Origin of the sequence: Fundicoccus sp. Sow4_H7, from assembly GCF_052115865.1 — a bacterium.
GTDB lineage: Bacteria > Bacillota > Bacilli > Lactobacillales > Aerococcaceae > Fundicoccus_A.
The window spans coordinates 16,215-35,935 of the sequence record NZ_JBQKME010000009.1; the positions used below are offsets into that span (position 1 = coordinate 16,215).

At 41.7% G+C, this 19,721-nt stretch carries 18 protein-coding genes; 9 read left to right on the forward strand and 9 right to left on the reverse strand.

All coding sequences use genetic code 11. The features are described from left to right. The first annotated feature begins 130 nt into the window (after positions 1-130). From ACTQ54_RS09120 to ACTQ54_RS09130, 3 genes are all read left to right on the forward strand, one after another. Entirely contained in the window at positions 131-682 is a 552-nt protein-coding gene (locus ACTQ54_RS09120) for a flavodoxin domain-containing protein (protein WP_441756160.1), read from the forward strand. A gap of 602 nt (positions 683-1,284) precedes the next feature. Continuing rightward, entirely contained in the window at positions 1,285-1,668 is a 384-nt protein-coding gene (locus ACTQ54_RS09125) for a GntR family transcriptional regulator (protein WP_441756162.1), read from the forward strand. Then, positions 1,665-3,029 (forward strand): DUF5808 domain-containing protein, encoded by a 1,365-nt coding sequence (locus ACTQ54_RS09130; protein WP_441756164.1) that lies wholly within the window; start codon positions 1,665-1,667, stop codon positions 3,027-3,029. The genes ACTQ54_RS09125 and ACTQ54_RS09130 overlap by 4 nt, the downstream gene beginning before the upstream one ends. Before the next feature lie 211 nt (positions 3,030-3,240). On the opposite strand, the gene ACTQ54_RS09135 is transcribed toward ACTQ54_RS09130, so the two are convergent. Beyond that, positions 3,241-3,744, reverse strand: coding sequence for a hypothetical protein (locus ACTQ54_RS09135; protein ID WP_441756166.1), 504 nt, complete (start codon positions 3,742-3,744; stop codon positions 3,241-3,243). 138 nt (positions 3,745-3,882) lie between these two features. Here ACTQ54_RS09135 and ACTQ54_RS09140 point away from each other — a divergent pair, with 138 nt between their 5' ends. Continuing rightward, positions 3,883-4,845, forward strand: coding sequence for an aromatic acid exporter family protein (locus ACTQ54_RS09140; protein WP_441756168.1), 963 nt, complete (start codon positions 3,883-3,885; stop codon positions 4,843-4,845). A gap of 468 nt (positions 4,846-5,313) precedes the next feature. Here ACTQ54_RS09140 and ftsH read toward each other — a convergent pair whose 3' ends face one another. From ftsH to ACTQ54_RS09155, 3 genes are all read right to left on the reverse strand, one after another. Further along, a complete protein-coding gene (ftsH, locus tag ACTQ54_RS09145; protein ID WP_441756170.1) occupies positions 5,314-7,149 on the reverse strand; it encodes an ATP-dependent zinc metalloprotease FtsH in 1,836 nt (611 codons plus the stop codon). Between the two features lie 15 nt (positions 7,150-7,164). Further along, positions 7,165-7,533 carry a hypothetical protein gene (locus ACTQ54_RS09150; protein WP_441756172.1) on the reverse strand — a complete coding sequence of 123 codons (369 nt, stop codon included), beginning with the start codon at positions 7,531-7,533 and terminating at the stop codon, positions 7,165-7,167. Positions 7,534-7,664: 131 nt separating this feature from the next. After that, entirely contained in the window at positions 7,665-8,207 is a 543-nt protein-coding gene (locus ACTQ54_RS09155) for a TetR/AcrR family transcriptional regulator (RefSeq protein WP_441756173.1), read from the reverse strand. A 39-nt stretch (positions 8,208-8,246) separates the two neighbouring features. Between ACTQ54_RS09155 and ACTQ54_RS09160 the strand changes: the two genes are divergently transcribed. Continuing rightward, positions 8,247-8,762, forward strand: a complete 516-nt coding sequence (locus tag ACTQ54_RS09160; RefSeq protein ID WP_441756175.1) for a hypothetical protein — start codon at positions 8,247-8,249, stop codon at positions 8,760-8,762. A gap of 58 nt (positions 8,763-8,820) precedes the next feature. Here ACTQ54_RS09160 and ACTQ54_RS09165 read toward each other — a convergent pair whose 3' ends face one another. The 5 genes from ACTQ54_RS09165 to brnQ form a co-directional block, all read right to left on the reverse strand. Continuing rightward, a complete protein-coding gene (locus ACTQ54_RS09165; RefSeq protein ID WP_441756177.1) occupies positions 8,821-9,282 on the reverse strand; it encodes a SixA phosphatase family protein in 462 nt (153 codons plus the stop codon). Continuing rightward, positions 9,279-10,193, reverse strand: a complete 915-nt coding sequence (locus ACTQ54_RS09170) for a glycerophosphodiester phosphodiesterase (protein WP_441756178.1) — start codon at positions 10,191-10,193, stop codon at positions 9,279-9,281. The genes ACTQ54_RS09165 and ACTQ54_RS09170 overlap by 4 nt, the downstream gene beginning before the upstream one ends. Before the next feature lie 342 nt (positions 10,194-10,535). After that, the gene (locus tag ACTQ54_RS09175) at positions 10,536-12,461 is read right to left on the reverse strand and encodes a DUF438 domain-containing protein (protein ID WP_441756180.1); all 1,926 of its coding nucleotides are present in this window, start codon (positions 12,459-12,461) and stop codon (positions 10,536-10,538) included. 250 nt (positions 12,462-12,711) lie between these two features. Beyond that, the gene (locus ACTQ54_RS09180; protein ID WP_441756182.1) at positions 12,712-13,392 is read right to left on the reverse strand and encodes a hypothetical protein; all 681 of its coding nucleotides are present in this window, start codon (positions 13,390-13,392) and stop codon (positions 12,712-12,714) included. Positions 13,393-13,456: 64 nt separating this feature from the next. Further along, positions 13,457-14,788, reverse strand: a complete 1,332-nt coding sequence (gene brnQ / locus ACTQ54_RS09185) for a branched-chain amino acid transport system II carrier protein (protein ID WP_441756184.1) — start codon at positions 14,786-14,788, stop codon at positions 13,457-13,459. A gap of 153 nt (positions 14,789-14,941) precedes the next feature. Here brnQ and gloB point away from each other — a divergent pair, with 153 nt between their 5' ends. The 4 genes from gloB to ACTQ54_RS09205 all read left to right on the forward strand — a co-directional run bounded on the left by gloB (position 14,942) and on the right by ACTQ54_RS09205 (position 19,582). Then, complete coding sequence (gene gloB / locus ACTQ54_RS09190; protein WP_441756186.1) at positions 14,942-15,643, forward strand: hydroxyacylglutathione hydrolase; 702 nt, start codon at positions 14,942-14,944, stop codon at positions 15,641-15,643. Between the two features lie 1,005 nt (positions 15,644-16,648). After that, positions 16,649-17,515, forward strand: coding sequence for a DMT family transporter (locus ACTQ54_RS09195; RefSeq protein ID WP_441756187.1), 867 nt, complete (start codon positions 16,649-16,651; stop codon positions 17,513-17,515). Positions 17,516-17,719: 204 nt separating this feature from the next. Further along, on the forward strand, positions 17,720-18,820 hold the full coding sequence (locus ACTQ54_RS09200; protein ID WP_441756189.1) for a hypothetical protein: 1,101 nt from the start codon (positions 17,720-17,722) through the stop codon (positions 18,818-18,820). A gap of 42 nt (positions 18,821-18,862) precedes the next feature. Next, complete coding sequence (locus tag ACTQ54_RS09205) at positions 18,863-19,582, forward strand: PspA/IM30 family protein (protein ID WP_441756191.1); 720 nt, start codon at positions 18,863-18,865, stop codon at positions 19,580-19,582. Positions 19,583-19,721: the final 139 nt, after the last annotated feature.

The window sequence follows — 19,721 nt, forward strand, 5'->3', positions numbered from 1 at the left end:
TTCATCTATTATAGCAAAGCAGGCGGGACTTATGCTAAGACTTTGGATTGAATTTTAAATAAATATCACTTATACTAACATTAAATTTATCATTTATTTTTAATGTTCAGATAAAAAAAGGAGGTTCTTCATGAATCCTGTGGTCGTTTATCAGACTAAGACGGGGAGCAGTCTGCAATACGCGACTTGGCTTGGAGAAGAAATTGGTTGTCCCTTGATTAATCGCGAGGACTTGACGTACGGGGATTTGAACGATCGTCAATTTATTATATATGTTGCTAGTATTTATGCAGGTAAGGTTATTGGATTGAATAAATTTTTGAAGCAAGTTGGTGATTTGGACGGTAAAAAATTGGTGCTATGCATGGTTGGCATGACGGATTTGCAGAAGAAATGTGAGTACGACAAGTTTTTTAAGGAAAATGTTCCGGAAGGCTTGCAGCGAAAAGTTCAATCCTTTAATTTAAGAGGGAATGTGGTGTATTCAAAATTAGGTTGGGTTGAAAAACTAATGTTGAATTTGGTGAAGGTTGTTGGCCGCTTGCGTCGGGATGATAATGTGGCTTTCAATTATTATTTCAAAGAGCATTTTGGCGAAGATGTCTATTTTGCGGATAGAAATTTGTTAAAGGCTGTGGTGGATTATTATCGGGATTACGATATGCGGTTTAGGGGGATATAGGGGTTAGGTATTTGGGGGTTTGGGGTTGGATAGGGATGGTGAGTTGGTGGGATTTGGGAATTGCTTGGGAATAGAGACTGATTGAAACACTCACGTAGATGAATGACTGAGGAGTCGTTGTCTGTGGGGTGTTATTTGTTTGGGTTGGGGAGTGCGGGAGGCGCGCTAGTATGAAAAGTTGGTTTCATCCGAGCGGCTGGTTCGCGGTCGTTTGAAATAGTGGTTTCATCCGAGCGGCTAGTTTGCGCTAGTATGAAAAGTTGGTTTCATCCGAGCGGTGAGTCCGCGCTCGTATAAAAAGTTGATTTCATCCGAGCGGTGAGTTCTCGGTCGTATGAAAAGTTGGTTTCATCCGAGCGGCTGGTTTGCGCTCGTATGAAAAGTGGATTTCATCCGAGCGGTGAGTTCGCGCTCGTATGAAAAGTGGATTTCATCCGAGCGGTGAGTTCGCGGTCGTATGAAAAGTTGATTTCATCCGAGCGGTGAGTCCCCGCTCGTAAAAAATAGCAATCCCTCTTCATTAAACTTCCCTATCACCTGTATTGTATGATATAATACAACTAATATAACTAAAGTAACCATCCACTAAATGAGGTGATAAGATGAAGATGAAGATTAATTTGGCGTCGGAGATTCCGATTTACCAGCAGATTCGCGATCAGATTATTTTGGGACTGGGTCGAGGAGAGCTCGCCTATGGGGAATTATTACCGAGTGCCAGGCAACTTGCCGAAGATTTGGGTATTAATCCGATGACAGTGAATAAAGCTTATCAAACTTTGAAGCAGGAAGGGGTCATCGTTGTTGACCGGCGTGTGGGAACCAAGATTCGCGAGCAGCAGCGATATTTACTTGAGGAGGAATATATTGAACGATTGGACGTGATCTTGGCGGAAGGCTTGGCGAAGACGACGGATGACGGTAAATTTCGGGAATTAGTTAGGAAACGGATGGCGAAGTTGATGGAAGGGAGGAAGCAGAAATGATGGTGGTGTTGATGATTGGGATTATTCTAGTGATTTCGGCTATGGTGATTAAGGGGACTGAATATCAGAATTTTCAAATTGCGGGGGTTATGCTGGCGCCAGACCATGCCGAATCGAGTCAGGTGAAGGCGTTGCAAAAGCAATTTAAAAGGCAAGTGGTGGCGCTAGCCGTTGTGTTTTCAATCCTATTTCTAGTTTCGCAAGCACCAATTTTTTACGGCTGGCGAGATTTTTTAAATATTTTATTTCTGTTTGGCTTTTTAATCATGGTGTTTGTGCCGATTTACCGGCTACACCATAAAATTAGCCAATTGAAAAGCGAGCAGCAATGGGTTTATTCAAGCAAACAAACCGTGGTCGACTTGAGTGTGAGTCGCGAAAAAGGGAAGGCGGCACCGGCGAAACAATGGGTATGGCTCAGTTGGTTGCCGACTTGGCTACCGCTTTTCATCGCAATTTTAAGCAAGCAATCGTGGCCCGTTGTTCTATTAACCGCTCTCATTCCACTGCTGTTATTGCTACTGCCGCTTTCCTACCCACTCGCCATTCGAACGCGGACTCCCTTTGTTTCCGACGATAGCCAAGTGGCAAAAAACTATATGCAGCAATTTGAGCGGCTGCATGGGCTAGCCTATATCGGGCTAACGCTTAGTGTTGCCATCTTTTTCATTGTCCTAAGCGCAATGATGCTGTGGAATCCCATGTCCGTTTGGACCATTCCACTCGTCCTAGTTTTTTTAATCGTCCTCATTGGTATTATGGCGACCACCGCCAACCGTAGCCGAGCGCTGACCAACCAAGTCGCCGGGGCACAAGGCTGGCAAATGACGGCCACTGACACCTACTATGTTTGGGGCTTTTATAGTAACCCCAACGACGCCCGCCTCTTCGTGCCGAAACAAATGGCCGGTATGGGCACCACCATCAATGTCGCCCATCCCGTGGGAAAAATTATTGCGGTGGTGACAGGGATATTTATTGTGGGGCTTATTATTTGGGTTTTGGCGATGACTTTGATCAACTATCAAATAAATATCACTGCCGATAGCCTGGTGGTGGACGTGCCGATGTATCGTGTGGAAGTACCGTTTGATGCGGTTGAGGCGATTGAGTTGAGTCAAAAGCCGCTGGATGGGGTCCGGACCAATGGTTTTGGTGGGCAAGACAAGCGTTATGGCTACTTTACTTTAGCAGATTATGGCGCGGTTCGTTTGTATACTTATCCTGAAAATGACTGGCATATTGATATTTTGTTGGACGATTCGTTTGATCCGCAATGGCTAATTTATAATGAAATGACAGTTGAAGAAACGCAGGCGCTGTATGAAGAATTGTTGGCGGCCTGGGAAGAAGGGCAATAGCAAAAGGGACTCAAAAGAGTCCCTTTTTGCATTCAAGTATGAAAAGGCAAAACTGCCACTTGAGAAAGTTTTTGGTTGTCAAGCAACCCATCGAGCAAACGAGACAATCATGCCATTTTTAAGCGTTAGTCGGTAAACGGGATGATTAAAAAAGCGTCAAACGGTTCCGTTGGAATCTACTTTTAAGGTTTGCTCTACCAAAATGACCAAATTAATTATCATGAATCAGTTCAACCGAAAGTGTGGTTTGGGCATTAAATAAATCAATTTTTGCAGAAAGCGCATTGGCTTTTTGCGTGAGGGTTTTAATGGTTTCGTTGACGAGCGCTTCATTGTAAACACCATATTCAACGACCCCGACACCATTTTCAACTCGGGTTGATTGTGACTCCAAAAGTTGTTGTAAATGCTCTAATAAATTGCGGGTGTGCCGTAACCATTCCAGTTGATAGCTAATTGTTTGGCCCTCGACTTGATTGTCCTGATTGGCTTGGTTAATCGCTTGGCGCAAATGACTCGCATCTTGAATCAATTCCTGTTGCAATTGCAAGTCGGCTTCATTTTCCTCCGCTTTATGTCCTTGGGTAATTTTCACTCCGTCCACTCGGATCGGACCGGTAAAATTCGAGAAGAGGCGACGGTTCAATCGTTCAATTTCCTTATTCACATTCGATAAAGTAAATATCGCTTCCTGAATCGTTAATTGCGTTGTCATAAATTTCCCTCCTAAAATAACTTAGTTTAAGTATGACAGATTGGCTGGAAAAGTCTAGTATAAGGCACAAAGCAGAGATATTTATTCGAAAGAATTCATGATATGATAAAAGTGAGAAAATTTTTAAGAGGTGATGTCATGTCTGTTGGAATGAAAACAGTGAAAATGGTGGTTGCCGTTGTGGTCGCGATTTATATTGCGCAATTGATCGGTTTAGAAAACGCATTGGCAACCGGGATTATTACAATATTGACTTTATTAGATACAAGGCGCGCATCGCGGGAAATTTCCAGAGTTTACTTAACCGCGACCGTACTAGCTTTTGGAATTGCCACGATCGTCTTCTGGATATTTGGCTTTGAAGTCTGGGCCTTTGGTCTCTATTTATTATTGTTCGTCCCCTTGGCTTATCGCTTTAAATTATCGGCTGCGATTGCACCTGTGTCCGTTTTGGTCACGCATTTTTACATCGCAGAAAGTTTAGTCTGGACTTGGCATCTGAACGGATTGTTCATTATGTTAATCGGGTCCGGCGCGGCGATGCTCGCAAACTTATGGATGCCTGGTCAAGTCCCACTCCTGCAGGAAATGTTGGGCGAAGTTGAAGCGCAGTTCCGTGACATCTTGTCGTCCATTCATGATCGTTTATTAGAAAATGTCTTGGATGCGGGGAGGCTGAAAAGCGATTTAAAGCACATAGAATCTGCAATCGACAGCTTGAACCAGCTCGCTTTAGACGAATACGACAACCAATTATTAACCAAAGACAATTACTATATCGAATACGCCACGATGCGGTCCCGCCAATTAAGCATCTTAGAACGAATTATCGACTCCTTGCCCAACATCAACTTGCAAACCGAACAAAACCAAAAATTAGCCCAATTGTTTCGCTTAACCTCAGAAGAATTTGACCAAAGCAACAGCGGCTTCGACCTTTTGACCACCCTGAGCCAATTGTACGCCTACTATCGCAATACCGCCTTACCCCAAACCCGCCAAGAATTCGAAAGCCGCGCCATTTTATACCATATCCTAATCGAATTCGAACGCTTTCTCGAAATCAAATCCGACTTTTACACCCAAACCACCCTAAAATAAATATCACTGCTACAAGCTCTGCTGAATGGCGGAGGTTTTGTGGTGTAGAGGAAAACGAGTGATATAAATATCACTCGAATTAGGAACGAGTGATAAAAGTATCACTCGAATTAGGAACGAGTTATATAAATATCACTCGAATTGAGAACGAGTGATAAAAATATCACTCGAATTGAGAACGAGTGATAAAAGTATCACTCGAATTAGGAACGAGTGATAAAAGTATCACTCGAATTAGGAACGAGTGATAAAAGTATCACTCGAATTGAGAATGAGTGATAAAAGTATCACTCGAATTAGGAACGAGTGATAAAAGTATCACTCGAAAAGGAAACGAAGATAGAAAGTTATCTTCGCTTCCAAAACGAACAAACAAATCTATCTTCGTTTCCACAATTCTGCAATTCCACACAAAAACCCCTGAGAAATCCAATTTTCTCAGGGGTCACTCCTGTGATATTTATTTGATTAGGCGGTTTCGAGGATTTCCATGAATTGGGCGCCGGTGATGGTTTCCGTTTCATAGAGGTGTTGCGACAGGCGGTCGAGGAGGGCGCGATTTTCAGCGAGCATGTTGCGGGCGTATTCATAGCGTTCCTGGACGAGGGCAACGATGGCGGCGTCAATCTTGGCTTGCATTTCGGGCGACGCGTTTGAATGTGTGCCGTTATCCAGGTATTGGTTTTGGTTTTGCTCGAAGGCGACCATACCGATGGTATCGTCCATACCGTATTGGGTAATCATAGCGCGGGCGATTCGGGTCATTTGGTTAATATCGTTGGAAGCGCCAGTTGTAATCGAACCAAAGGCAACTTCTTCGGCGGCACGTCCACCGGCTAGGACGGCGAGTTTGTCCAACAATTGTTCCTTAGACAGCAGGTTGTCGTTGCTCTCAGACACTTGCATGGTGTAGCCAAGTGCACCTGAGGTCCGTGGGATAATCGTGATTTTCTCAACGGGGGCAGAATGGGACTGGAGGGCAGCAACCAAGGCGTGGCCGACTTCGTGATAGGATACGATACTTTTTTCTTTGTCGGATAAAATGGCATTTTTCTTTTCCGCGCCGGCAATGACGACTTCGATGCTTTCTTGGAAGTCTTCTTGAGTCGCTTTTTGACGGCCTTCACGGACGGCACGAAGAGCAGCTTCGTTGACAATGTTGGCTAATTCTGCGCCGGATGCACCACTGGCCATACGAGCAACTTTGTTAAAATCAATATTGCTTTCGTGTTGGATTTTTTCAGCGTGGACTCTCAAAACAGCTTCACGTCCGACTAAATCAGGTAATTCGACACGGACTTGGCGGTCGAAACGGCCCGGACGTAATAGAGCGGAGTCTAAGGCTTCAGGTTGGTTAGTAGCTGCTAAGATCATGACACCTGTGTTGCCTTCAAAACCATCCATTTCGGTTAATAATTGGTTTAAGGTTTGTTCGCGTTCGTCGTTGCCGAAAGCTTGGCTGCTTCTTTTCTTACCAATGGCGTCTATCTCATCGATAAAGACAATACATGGGGCTTTTTCTTTGGCTTGTTTGAACAAGTCACGAACGCGAGCGGCACCTGCACCAGCAAACATTTCCACGAATTCAGAACCTGAAATGGAGAAGAAGGGAACATTGGCTTCACCGGCAACCGCACGGGCTAACATGGTTTTACCGGTTCCTGGAGGTCCAACTAATAAGACACCTGTCGGCATTTTTGCACCGACGGATTGGTATTTTTCAGGATTATGCATGTAGTCTACGACTTCTGATAAGCTATCTTTAGCCTCATCTTGGCCAGCAACATCGTCAAAACGAATCCCTTCTGTGGATTGAACATAAACCTTGGCATTGGATTTTGCCATCCCGAAACTCATGGAGTTATTTCCGCCAGCGCCCATCCGCTTGGTCATCTGTTTACTAATGAAACGCCAGAAGAGCCACATGAATAAAATTGGGAATACCCAAGAGACTAATAAGGCAATTATCGGTGAAGCCTGTTCGATAATTTGACCTTTAAATTCAACGTCAGCACTCAGTAAACGCTCCGTTAACATCGGGTCTTCAACCATCCCCGTCCGGTAAATTCCACTATCACCCACAAAAATAATTTCATTTTCTGGATCGTTCAATTCTACCGCATCCACTTGGTCTTCCACCAACATGGTCACAAAAGTGTTGTAGTCAACTTCCTGTACTTGACGTGATCCCGCCCATGGCACCACAATTAAATTAAATAAAAACAAGACTAACATCGCGATACCCCAATAATAAATCAGAGGTTTTCTTTCATTTTGTTTATCGCGTTCTTCAAAATTCGACATATATGAACTCCTTTTCTATACATTTTTTGTGCATTCTAAATAATAGCAAATTACTTTATAAACAATATAATAAATAAATTCTTGGCTAAATTCGCCATACAAATAAGCCAGTTCATCGCGACCCTCCGGTTGTGACTGTCTGAAAACTGACTCAATTTCTTGGAAGTAATCTAAATGAACTTTGGCAAATTCCCGTGCTTGCAGCGAACGACTTTGCCGCATTTGTTCTTCTAATTGCTGTTGATAAGAAAAACCTTCTTTTAATAAATATCGCTGCATCAAGTCAACGGCAGCTTGATCATGCCGGTCTATGGTTTTTAATCCTTCTAGTGTTCGTTCCACTTCTTTTAGGTAGCTGGTTAGCTCATTTAATTCTTCATCCATGGTTAACTCCTTTCTTCTTGTTAATACTATTATCTCACGCTAAAAGCAGCGTGAGAATTGTTAATGTTAGCCATTTGTCTTGACAAAAAAACCAAAGTGTCAGGACACTTTGGTTGAGGCAGAGATATTTATTAGTCAGGAAGACGTTTTAGCCCTTGTTCGACCATGCGGTTGAGTTGGACCGCGAGTTTGCGGGGGGAGAAATTGGGCTGATTGATTGACTTTAGGAGGATACCTACAATACCATAAGTGTGGTAGTCAATTAGGAGCTCAAAATCTTGCATGGGCATCATGACATTGGCTAGGACTTCTTTCATTTTGGCTTCAATGAGCTTAGCGATGGCACTAAACAAAATCCGTTCGCCTTCCACGCGGTGGCTAGATGTCATCAGACTTTTAATCAAATGACGATAGTCATATAATTGTGTTAAAAAGGATTCCAAGGCCTCCAGCACCGAATCTTTGCCCATACTCGCGCGGATGGTTTGGTTGACCATTTCGTTCGCCGTCCATTCCATCAAATCAGGGAGGTCGCGGAAATGATAATAGAAGGTTTGACGTGAAATACCACAAGCATCAACAACATCTTTGACGGTGATTTTATCAATATTTTTCTCACATGTTAAGTTATAAAATTCAGTTACAATCCGGTCTTTGGTTGATATCGTTGCCATGTGCTCCTCCTAGTTAAATATGATGAAAGTAGGTTTCTTATGAAAATGAATTTTTTGTATCTTAATCCCAGTCAAACGGACGAAAAACGTTGGGTCGCTGAGATTACTGGCGAAGATCCAACCTTTAAACTCAAGCGGTCGTTTCAACCCGAATACCAGCCGGGCGTTTGGGCCATGTACGATGGCTGGTATCAAATTCATGGCCAAGTGGTGGGGATTACGCCATTTCAAAAGGAATATGTCCGCATTCAAAACGGCAAAATGACCCGCCGTCTGCCGTTCCGTCAAGTGATGGCAGATTTGCCAGCGATTATTGCCTTTGAGCCACAACGCATCGAGCGTCTGCGCCATCAAATCAATCTTGAACTCAATGATATTATTCAGCAAGCCCCATTCGACCGCGTATTGATTGAGATGGAGCAACAAAAGGACGAGGTCTCCATGGTTGACTCCTCCGATGAGCTCTTGGGTGGCCTGACGGTTTTGAAAAAGCGCAAACCCATGATGATTCACCACTACAAAGAGCTCTATGAAGACATCGAATTCGATTTTTAAACTAAATATCATTGCTATAACCATTGTATAAGTCAAAAATAAAGTGAAACTAAACCTTTTAAGGATGAATTTCCCAAAGAATAGTAGAAGTAGTTAAGTCATGCTGGTTAAAATCAACGCAAACCATGCTGGCTTTTTTAAAGCGGATATCTTCTTGTGTTAACATGCGGGTCCAATCACTTAAAATGGGCTCATGGCCAACGATAAAGACTAAGGTATCGTCACTGACTTCAATGAGATTTTCGAGTAGGGCTTCAAAACTGCCACCATAAATAAAATCTTTAATGGTTTTTTCTTCGATATTGAGCGTTTCTTGCAGGATTTCAGCAGTTTCCGTCGCCCGATAAGCCGGACTAGACCAAATTTGAATCTTGTTCGTTTCTGCCTGCATGATTTCTTCTAAGTTTGGCATCAATTTAGTAAATTTCTTAACCCCTTTTTTCGTTAAGTGGCGCTCCAAGTCAAGAGCGACTTCGATAGGGTCTTGTGCCGTCGAATGGCGTACGAATACGATTTTCATGTATTTGTCTCCTCACTTTCATTTAAAATGTTTTCTAAGAGGGCGGGGTTATCGGTCATAATCCCATCCACTTCTTTTGCGATTAAATCCCGCATCGTCTTTGCGTCATTAATTGTCCAATAATAGACATCCATACCTCTTTTGCGACTGCCTTGGATAATATTTTTCGTGGCTAAATTCAGTCCTAATTGTTTAACCGGTAGTTGAAGTGAGTCCGCATCTGTTTTTACCAAACCATTTAATCGTAATTTTATGCCGACTAAATACTTAGTCGCTTCACTTTGACCGGCACCAATTGCTACTTTTCCTTGTGATACTTCTTTGAAACGACGATTAATTTGGTGGTCAAAACTCCCAATACAAACCTTATCTTCCATATTGTATTGTTGAATTAAACGCCACATTTCTTGAATCATCGGCTCATATAATTCACGACGATTATCGTCTTTTAATTCGATGACTGCCTTCATGTTTGGGAAATTTTGGAAAATTTCTTCCACTGTTGCGAGCTTCACACTTTGGCTGGCAAATGGATGATTGCCTTCTTCGTCGACAAATTTAGCCCCGGCATCAAAAGATTTAATCTCATCTAAAGTCAAATCGTTAATCACACCCTCACCATCCGTGATTCGATCCACCGTCGGATCATGGCTGGCTATCAAATGCCCATCTTTGGTAATATGCACATCATACTCAAACATATCTGCCCCCGCCAAATACGACCGTAAAAAGGCCTCCAAAGTCTCCTCAGGCGCCAAAGCCCCTCCACCACGGTGGGCAATATTGTATGGCCTTTGCGGATGCTCTGACGTATTTTCAAAAAACGGCATCTTCTCCTTTTTGCCCGGCCACTTATACGCCAAATACCACAACGACGCTATTAGTGCCGCCCATTTCAATTGCTTTTTCATTTCAAAACCCTCCATTTTAAAATAAATATCTCTGCTACATTCTATAGCCTCATTTTAACATTGCTAATAAATGATAGGTAGTTTTACCCCTTACGAAAGTAGGAGAGGTAGAGTAAGATAAGCAAGTGGTAGCTACAAAACGTCTAAATTGGCCAGCTAGTTCGTATCCCTGGCCACATAAGAGCTAATTCCACTAGCAACTTACCTCACTTAGCAACTCGAAACCTAATCCGCCACAATTCCTACCATCACAACAAAAAACACCGAACAAACCAAGCTTTTGCCAGCTGAATTTGTTCAGTGTCTTTAAATCCCTTAATTGAAACAACTCAAACATCCATCCTACTCAACATAGGGTTTAATATCCAACACAGTTTCCAACACACCGTGGAATTCACCTGTCAAATCATACATTGCTTGGTACATAGTATAAACTATTTTCCCATCTCCACGAGGGAACCACATGATTTGATAATACCGTTCTTTGTTACGGAAACTGTCGACCAGACTTTTTACCATCGGCCACAAATAGGGCGGGTGGCACAGCTCCATTGTTCGTTTCACCTGAGCAGGTGTCCGAATAAAAATCATCTCCCCATAATCTACAATCGAATTGTAATATTGAAAGATTTCATTGCCATCAACATAAGAAATCTCGAAGGGCACATTGTTGAAAATAGCCGTCACCTGATCAAGACTCAAATCCCCATTTCTAAAACCAATCATCTTTGTCCGATCCAAGTTTGCCGCTGAAACCTCATCACGACTTGTCTTATCCCAAGTCAGCATAAGATCCCCTTGACTAAAATTAAGCTGCTTCGTCTCTAAACTATGTACATTTATTGAAGACGCGTCAGTTGCATAACTCAAATCAGCCAACTTAATTTGCTTATCTTTGAAAAACGCCACATCAGTTAGAGCCCGCTTCACAGCAGCATCACGTTCTAAATAAGGTTCGAGATTATGACTCAATTCGATGTAGCCGAGATATTTATTTGAGGGGGTGTAAAGGGGGACAAAAGTCAGCTCAAACGTACTATGGCGCAAGCTTTCGGCTGCTGCAACACCTTTGAACCGCTCAACCATTTCCTGAACCTGAAACAATATCTCCTTATCATAAATCGACTCCATTGACCGCCCGAGCGTGTTAAAATCACGCATGTAATAAGTGCTTTCCCAACTAGTATTGAAACTACTGTACTGTACAATATCGTCTGCATTCACAACAGTAATTTCCATCGGTAGGTAATCCAACAATAATGCCATCTGATTTATCGACAGGAATCCATCACCCATTTGGATTTCATCCTCGCGACTTATGGTAGTCGGATCTACAAGGCGTTCGCTAGCTTTAGCCTCAAAAGAAATCGTAATAATTCCGCCATCCACCGCAATGCGCTGCGTTTCAATGTGTGAAGTCGAGGTTTGAATTGGCAACGCCTGATAAACATTTTCCGCCACAACATCTTCCTCTACCACTTCGATTTTCGGCTCCCATTTCTCGGTCGGTGTGATAATCGCGTAGCCGTAAGGGTCGCTTTCTTGGGCGATTTGGTACCAGTCCTCAACATCAAAAGCTTCCAGCAAAATATTAATTAAAATGGCTTCTTCCTTGAAAATCATCTCGTTGAATTCATACTCGAAAGCCGCAAAACTATCGGTGATTTCCTGATAATCCACATTCGGAAACTGCAACATCGCCTGCTTGGCAGCCTTGAATAAATCTCGAATTTCATCATCTTTTGCCCACATTACCTTAGGCGGCGCGTCGTGACCGTATTTCTCCATGATCGGGAAAAGAACTTTTTCCTTTCTTTCATAATGGCGGTCAAACTGACCCAACAACTCATACTGATGGCGCAAACCGCGAATCATTCCAGGCTCAATTTCCTCCGGCGGCAATTCAGCATAAACCTTGTGCAAATTGTGAATCCGCAACAAAGCCGCCCGCAAGGCATGATTTTCATCTTTAAAAACCCGCACCGGATGCCCCTCTTGTTCGATATCCGGTGTGTCACCTTCCAACACCGTATTTTTGAATAAATTCGCATGGACATTACACAACTTCAAAACATCTTCAAACGTAATGTCATTATCCGGATTATTAATCAACTGATGCTCCATCATCGAAATCTCAATCGCAGAAACACCCGTGAAATGCTTATTAAACTCATCCTGAATCGACTCCGGCGCCGCACCATGATGCAATTTCAGCAACATGTCTTCAATGATGTCAATCCGTTCCTTTTTCTCTTGCTCCTCTGACATGTCCCGTCAAACTCCTTTAACTAATTAGTCCCTTAATTGTAAAGCTTTTTACCCCAAAGAACAACACCACCCCTTTAAATAAATATCACTGCTGATGAGGGGGGATCTGCTGGGGGATTCGAGCTTGGATTAGATTCAACAGGGATGACGCGCTAATGTCATTCCATGCTTCCAACTCTCCCAATTAATGTTCCATCAACCCAAAAAGAGCATCTCCGCAACAACGGAGATGCTCATATAGCAGTGATATTTATTTAAAAGGGACTTCAATGCGACTGGGTTGGTTGTCTGGGGCGCTGTATTGATCGACGGTGATGACAATCGGGGCTTTGTTATCAAATGGTTCGGTCGTAGGCATCATGTGTGAGTTGGACTCGGACATATGGCTGTCAAACATCATACCAAACTGATAGTCGGGAGAAGGGCTCAAGGCGATCACTAAATTGACCGTAGCACCACTCTTGATTCGCAGGTTACTCATTAAAGGACGACGGCCTTCGACTTCCGGCAGGTTTTCCATATCATACAAGACCCACAATTGATTAATGCTGATGTCATCTTCTTGGGTAAAGGTCAGGGTCCACATGTCGTCATAGACAACTAGGGCGCCTTTTGAATCGTTGGTGTAATCCATGTCCATCACAATCACATCGTTTTCGATGCGTGGATTGCTAAAGACATAAGTAGCATTTGAAGTTTCGATGGTGTAGTAACCTTCTTGATCTGCTAATAGGGCTGCCAATTCAGCTTTCTTATCTTCCAATTGCGTATGTAAATCATTAATTTTCGATTGCAAACTTTGAATTTGTCCGGCTTCTTGGGCGACGATAGGTTGTGCGGCGGTTACGAGAAATAAGCTAGCGACAAAGATGATGGCTTTTTTCATACAAATACCTCCCATAATACTTTCTACAGCTCTATTATACTGCATTTGAACTCTATTAGATAGCGGATTCAATAATAAATATCTCCGATAATGAACAGCTGACTTACAGCTAAAAGTTTTCTAGAATTAAGCCTATAATCAAACCCACTAAAGCGGGGACAAGCCAGCCAAAACCATAGTCATAAAAAGGCAGAAAACTTTCGGCGAAATTGACTGCTTGGATGACTATTGAAAACTGACTTAAATTTTCAGGTAAAGCTTTTAACAAATCAAACATCCCAGCTATAAAAGTAAAGGCGGTAACAATTTGAAAAATATGTTTTTTCCCAGCTAAGGGACGGATTAAATGTAAAATAATTAAAGTAATGGCCAGGGGATAGAGTAACATCAAGATGGGAATGGAATAAGAAATAATACGATTGAGACCCATGTTAGCAACAAGAAATGACAATAAAGTAGCTGTAATAGTCCAAGCTTTTTTCGATAAAAAGTTTGGCATTAACTGTGTAAATGTTTCAGCCAAGGCTACTACTAAACCAATCGCTGTTTTTAAACAAGCAACAATCATAACAGCAGCCAAAACAATTTGACCAAATAAGCCAAAATAATAATGCGTAATAACGACCAAAGCAACACCACCATTGAGCGCAACGTCCGTAAAATTTAAACTTTGTGTCCCTAACAATGCCAAAGTAGCATAGATTAAAGCCATCACGATTAAACTAATAGCCCCACTAAATATAAGTTCTCTAGCTACTCTTGTTGGCTTTTGAACCCCTGACTGTCGGATGGCCTGGATTGCCAAAATACCAAAAGCGAGACTGGCCAACACATCCATTGTGTTGTAGCCCTCCAAGAAACCAACCGTGAAAGCTTCAGTCCCTGAATTGAAAGCAGAAGGCGTCGCTGTAATAAGTGGGACATCCGATGTAAAAGCTCGTACAATGATAACAGCTAACAAAAATAAGAACAAGGGGTTTAAATATTTACCGATCCAATCTAATATGCCACTAGGTCTTAAGGCGAAATATAAGACAGCTAAGAAAAACAATGAACTATAGATGAGCAAACCAACAAATAAATAATTTTCTGGAATTGCGTTCGCCAAACCCACTTCAAAGGATACAGTTGCCGTCCGTGGTGTTGCGAACAACGGCCCAATCGTTAAATAAAGCGCAATGGTAAAAAAATAACCATATACTTTAGACACAGCCATAGCCATATCCATAACAGATTCGGTTTTGGATAAAGCAGTCGCAACAATTCCCAATAAAGGCAAACCGACGGCGGTAATGTTAAAACCTAATATGGAAGAGAAATAATATTCGCCTGATAATTGACCTAAAGCAATGGGGAAAATAAGATTACCAGCACCAAACAACAAACCAAATATTAATGACGAAACAGCTAAGCGATTTTTAAAAGATAATTTTTCATGCATGATTTAAACCAACTTTATATATTTTAATTATCCTTAATGTATAACTATCGCATCCAACTTGCAAGAAAAAATTTATAGCCCATGAGCGAACTACATTAAATTTATCTATCAATTTGTTATAATATAAATATAAAATATAAGGAGTGAAATAATATGAATGTAACGGCTATAAGTGCCTTAAAAGATAACTATATTTGGCTGATTGATGAAGAAGACCAAGCCATTATCGTTGATCCAGGCGAATCTAAACAAGTGCTTGAATATTTAACACACAACAAACTGACTCCCATTGCCATTTTACTGACCCATGCTCATGATGACCATACTGCTGGTGTAAAAGATATACTCCAAGAATACCCTGAATTACCGGTTTTCGGACCTGAGGAAACGTCTGAACTAGCAACCGAAATTCTCCAAGAAGGCGACACAATCACCCTCTTGGATACAGATTTCAACGTGCTTTTCACACCCGGACACACAGCCGGGCATATTTCCTACCTAACAGACACCATGCTCTTTTGTGGTGACGCGCTCTTTTCAGCAGGATGTGGGCGTGTTGCGAATGAAGCCTACCAAGCCCAATTTGAAAGCTTACAAAAATTCAAAGAACTGGACGATAAAATACTCGCATACCCCGCTCACGAATACACACTAAGCAATTTAGAGTTTGCTTATTCTATTCAGCCAACCAATGAAGATATCATCGATGCATTAACCAATGCCAAACGACTGCTTGAAACCGACACCCCAACACTACCAACCAACATCGGTTTCGAACGCCAAATCAATCTGTTTTTACAAGCACAATCCGTTGAAGGATTCGAAAAACTCCGCCTCGAAAAAGACAACTTCTAAAATAAATATCTCTGCTTTAAAACTCTGGCAAAAGCCATTTAAAGCCAAAACCGCCATAAACCCTGTTTTCACAGCGTTTATGGCGGTTTTTAAGTTGGTTGCATCGAAAACGCTGGCTGATGCTGCGTTGACGAGTCCCCAAAGTGTCCCTCGCTTTTTGAACGAGTACCCAAAGTGTCCCTCGTTTTTCCGACGAGTCCCCAAAGTGTCCCTCGCTTTTTGAACGAGTACCCAAAGTGTCCCTTGTTTTTTCGACGAGTACCCAAAGTGTCCCTCGTTTCTGTGACGAGTACCCAAAGTGTCCCTCGTTTTTCCGACGAGTACCCAAAGTGTCCCTCGTTTTTTCGACGAGTACCCAAAGTGTCCCTCGTTTTTTCGACGAGTACCCAAAGTGTCCCTTGTTTCTGTGACGAGTCCCCAAAGTGTCCCTCGTTTTTGTGACGAGTTCCAAAAGTGTCCCTCGTTTCTGTGACGAGTCCCCAAAGTGAGCGCCCGATTTTTGAACGAGTACCCAAAGTGTCCCTCGTTTTTCCGGCGAGTCCCCAAAGTGTCCCTCGTTTTTTCGACGAGTCCCTAAAGTGAGCGCCCGATTTTTGGTGTTTTTAAACGATTAAACCATTATGGGCTAATATAGCGATGAGGATTAAAATAGACGATATATCGCATGACGAGTTCACTTCGACTGTTTTCGCGTTCCCATAGATAGTAGGAGGCAACAGCTAAAAGAAGGACGTATGAGAGATTGATAAAGCGGCTAAGAATGAGCAACAGGACGATGAGTGCTAAAAATGCTGGGATTTTGTATTTTCTCGGAATCATGCAACATGACCTTTCGTAGATTTTGTTAGCTATAGCATAGAAAAAACGTTTTCAATAGGATTTGAGTTTTGTTGTTAGATTATGAAAGTAGCTAGGAAAAAATGATAAATTCTACTATAATGAAGGTTACGACAATCAGGCGGTTTTATGAGTTAATTTGATTTTTTTTTAAGGAGGAAAGTGTTGATGTCAAATCGTAGAAAAGGTCAGTTAGGATTGATAATGGTTGCCATTATTTGGGGTTCTGGCTTTGTTATGAGTTCAGTTGCACTCGATTATTTTTCTCCGATCCATATTTTGGCGATGCGTTTTACGATTGCCTTTGTCAGTATGGTGATTTTTTTCAGGCAACAATTGAAATGGATAAATAAAGCGACTTTGATTCGTGGGAGTGTTTTAGGCGTCTTTTTATATTTAGCATTTTATTTTCAAACAATCGGCTTGGTTTACACAACACCGTCGAAAAATGCTTTCCTAACAGCCTTTAATGTCGTTTTAGTTCCCCTGATTGGTGCAACTTTCCTAAAGAAAAAGCTAAGTCCGATGACAATTTTTGGCTCCCTTTCCGCCATTGTTGGCGTAGGGATCATGTCTTTAGATAATTTCGGACAAATAAATATCGGTGATATACTCACCTTGGTTTGTGCTTTGTTCTTTGCTTTGCAAATTGTTTACACTAGTCAATATGTTTCGAATGAAAACCCCTTTGCTTTAAATACTGTTCAAATGGGGGTTGCTTCCCTTTGCGGTATTGTGATTGCATTAGTCCAAAATCAACCAATGGATTTAATGCATACGAGGGGTATCATGGCTGTTATTTATTTAGGGCTTGCAAGTACGATGTTTGCTTTTTTGATTCAAACAATTGCCCAGCGCTATACAACTGAAACTGAAACAGTTATTATTTTATCAATGGAAGCTGTTTTTGGTATGTTATTTTCAGCGGTGATTCTAAACGAGGAGATAACGCTTAGGATGCTAATCGGGGCAGTTTTAATTTTGTTAGGCGTCCTCACGGTTCAAATGCAGCCTAAAACAAAAAGTGAAATTTGAATAATGAGAGGGTTTAGTCACAGGTATTTACTTGTGGCTTTTTTCTTTGGTTGGATTTCAAAAAAATTAGAAATTTATCTATTTTATTATAAAGGCAAGTGCTCAAAATTGAATTTTAAAAAGGCATATGCTATATTGAAAATGGATACAATAGTTAATTATCCGATATAATTTTATGATATTTAATGGAAGTGGGGTGTTGGAATGGCTCGTGGTGGAGGTCGCGGTGGCGGTGGCTCACGAGGCGGCGGAGGATCCTTTGGTGGAAACCGAGGCGGTGGAGGTCGTATTGGTGGGAGCAGTAGTCGTGGTCGCGGTGGCGGAAGATCCTTTGGTGGCGGTTCATCATGGGGTGGTAGTGGAAACCGAGGCAGTTTCGGCGGAGGCTGGGGTTCTAGGCCAGTTATTCGTACAGGACCTATTTTTACAGGTGGTGGACGAAGACGTAATTATGGCTGGGGCGGCGGTGGTGGCTACAATGGTGGAGGCTGCGGTTGCTCGTCAATTGTCATTACATTGATTGCGATTGGAATAATGTTTTGGATTTTTGCAATGATGTCAGGTGGCTCTGGCTATTCTAATTCAAGTAATGGTGGTAGCAATAACAATTCCATCCAAACTTCAACTGTTGAAAGAGAGCCGTTACCATCCGGTGCAGTTAACGAGACGGATTACTATACTGATAATGCTAATTGGATTAGTAACAATGCTCAAATGGTCGATGGTTTACGTTACTTCTATCAAGAAACAGGTGTTCAACCGCATGTTTATATTACTGAAAATATCCCTGGTTTAAATGCTAATAATGTAACCTTAGAAGCTTTAGAAGCGTTTGGTAATGATATGTACGATGAGTTATTTACGGATGAAGCGCATTTGCTCTTAGTGTTTTATGAACCTGTGCCATCTGACTATTCGACCTATGTTACGGTTGGAACGCAAGCTAAACAGGTTGTGGATAACGAAGCGATCAATATTTTATTAGATTACCTTGACCGCAACTACTATGATGCGAGTTTAGGAGAAGAGCAGTTCTTTAGTAAATCCTTTAAGGAAGCTGCGGATAGGATGATGGAAGTAACCACATCGCCATGGATTCCGGTATTTATTGGGTTGATTGTTGTCGCTGTTCTCGTCATCTTATATTTCTGGTGGCGTCGTAAGAAAGAGCAAGAGGAAGCAGAAGCAAAACGGACTGAGGAAATTTTAAGTCGCCCGATAGACACATTTGGTACTTCGTCTCCTGATGCGATGGATGATTTAGCGAAAAAATATCAAGATGATGAAGATAATAGCAGTCAATAAATAAAGCAATAAAATTTGAAACAATATTAGGAGGAAAAAATTATGTCAATTTTAAGTCGTTTTGGTGATATTATCAGTGCAAATATCAATTCAATTATTGATAATATGGAAGATCCTGAAAAAATGATCGACCAATATTTACGTGAAATGATGGATGATTTAGCTGAAGTTAAAGAAAGTACTGCTGGTGTTATGGCAGAAGAAACGCGTGCTAAACGTGAAGTGGATAAAAATGAAGCTGAAATTCAAAAATATAACGAATTAGCTAAAAAAGCTTTACAAAGTGGCAATGAAGACGATGCGCGTATTTTCTTAAGTAAAAAACAAGAAGTGGAAAGTATTGGTGCTGGTTTAGCTACTACTTATGCTTCTGCTCATGAAAATGCTGTTAAAATGCGTCAAATGCATGATAAATTAGCTAATGATATTGAAACGTTAAGAAGACGTCGTTCAATGATTAAAGGGAAAATGTCTGTGGCTGAAGCTCAAAGCAAAGTTAATACGGCTTCACAATCCATCAGTAATTCTAAAGGCGCTATTTCAAGCTTTGAACGTATGGAAGATAAAGCTAACCGTATGTTAGACGAAGCAAATGCCATGACAGAATTAAACTCTGAACCAATTGATAAAGCAAAAGAATTAGAAGCTAAATACGCTAACCAATCTTCTGCATCTGTTGAAGATGAGTTATCTCGTATGAAATCTGAATTAGGTTTATCTAATGATGCGCCTGATACAGATGATAACAACGAAGACGAATAATAATAATTGTCCTAGCCTAGATGGTCGCTTGACTGTCTAGGTTTTTTGTGTGGCTTTTTTTGTTGGATTTGTTGTCGGAATTGACAGCGATGAGGCTAAAGAATACAACTCGTTGTGCTCACGAGGTTAAATTATTGAA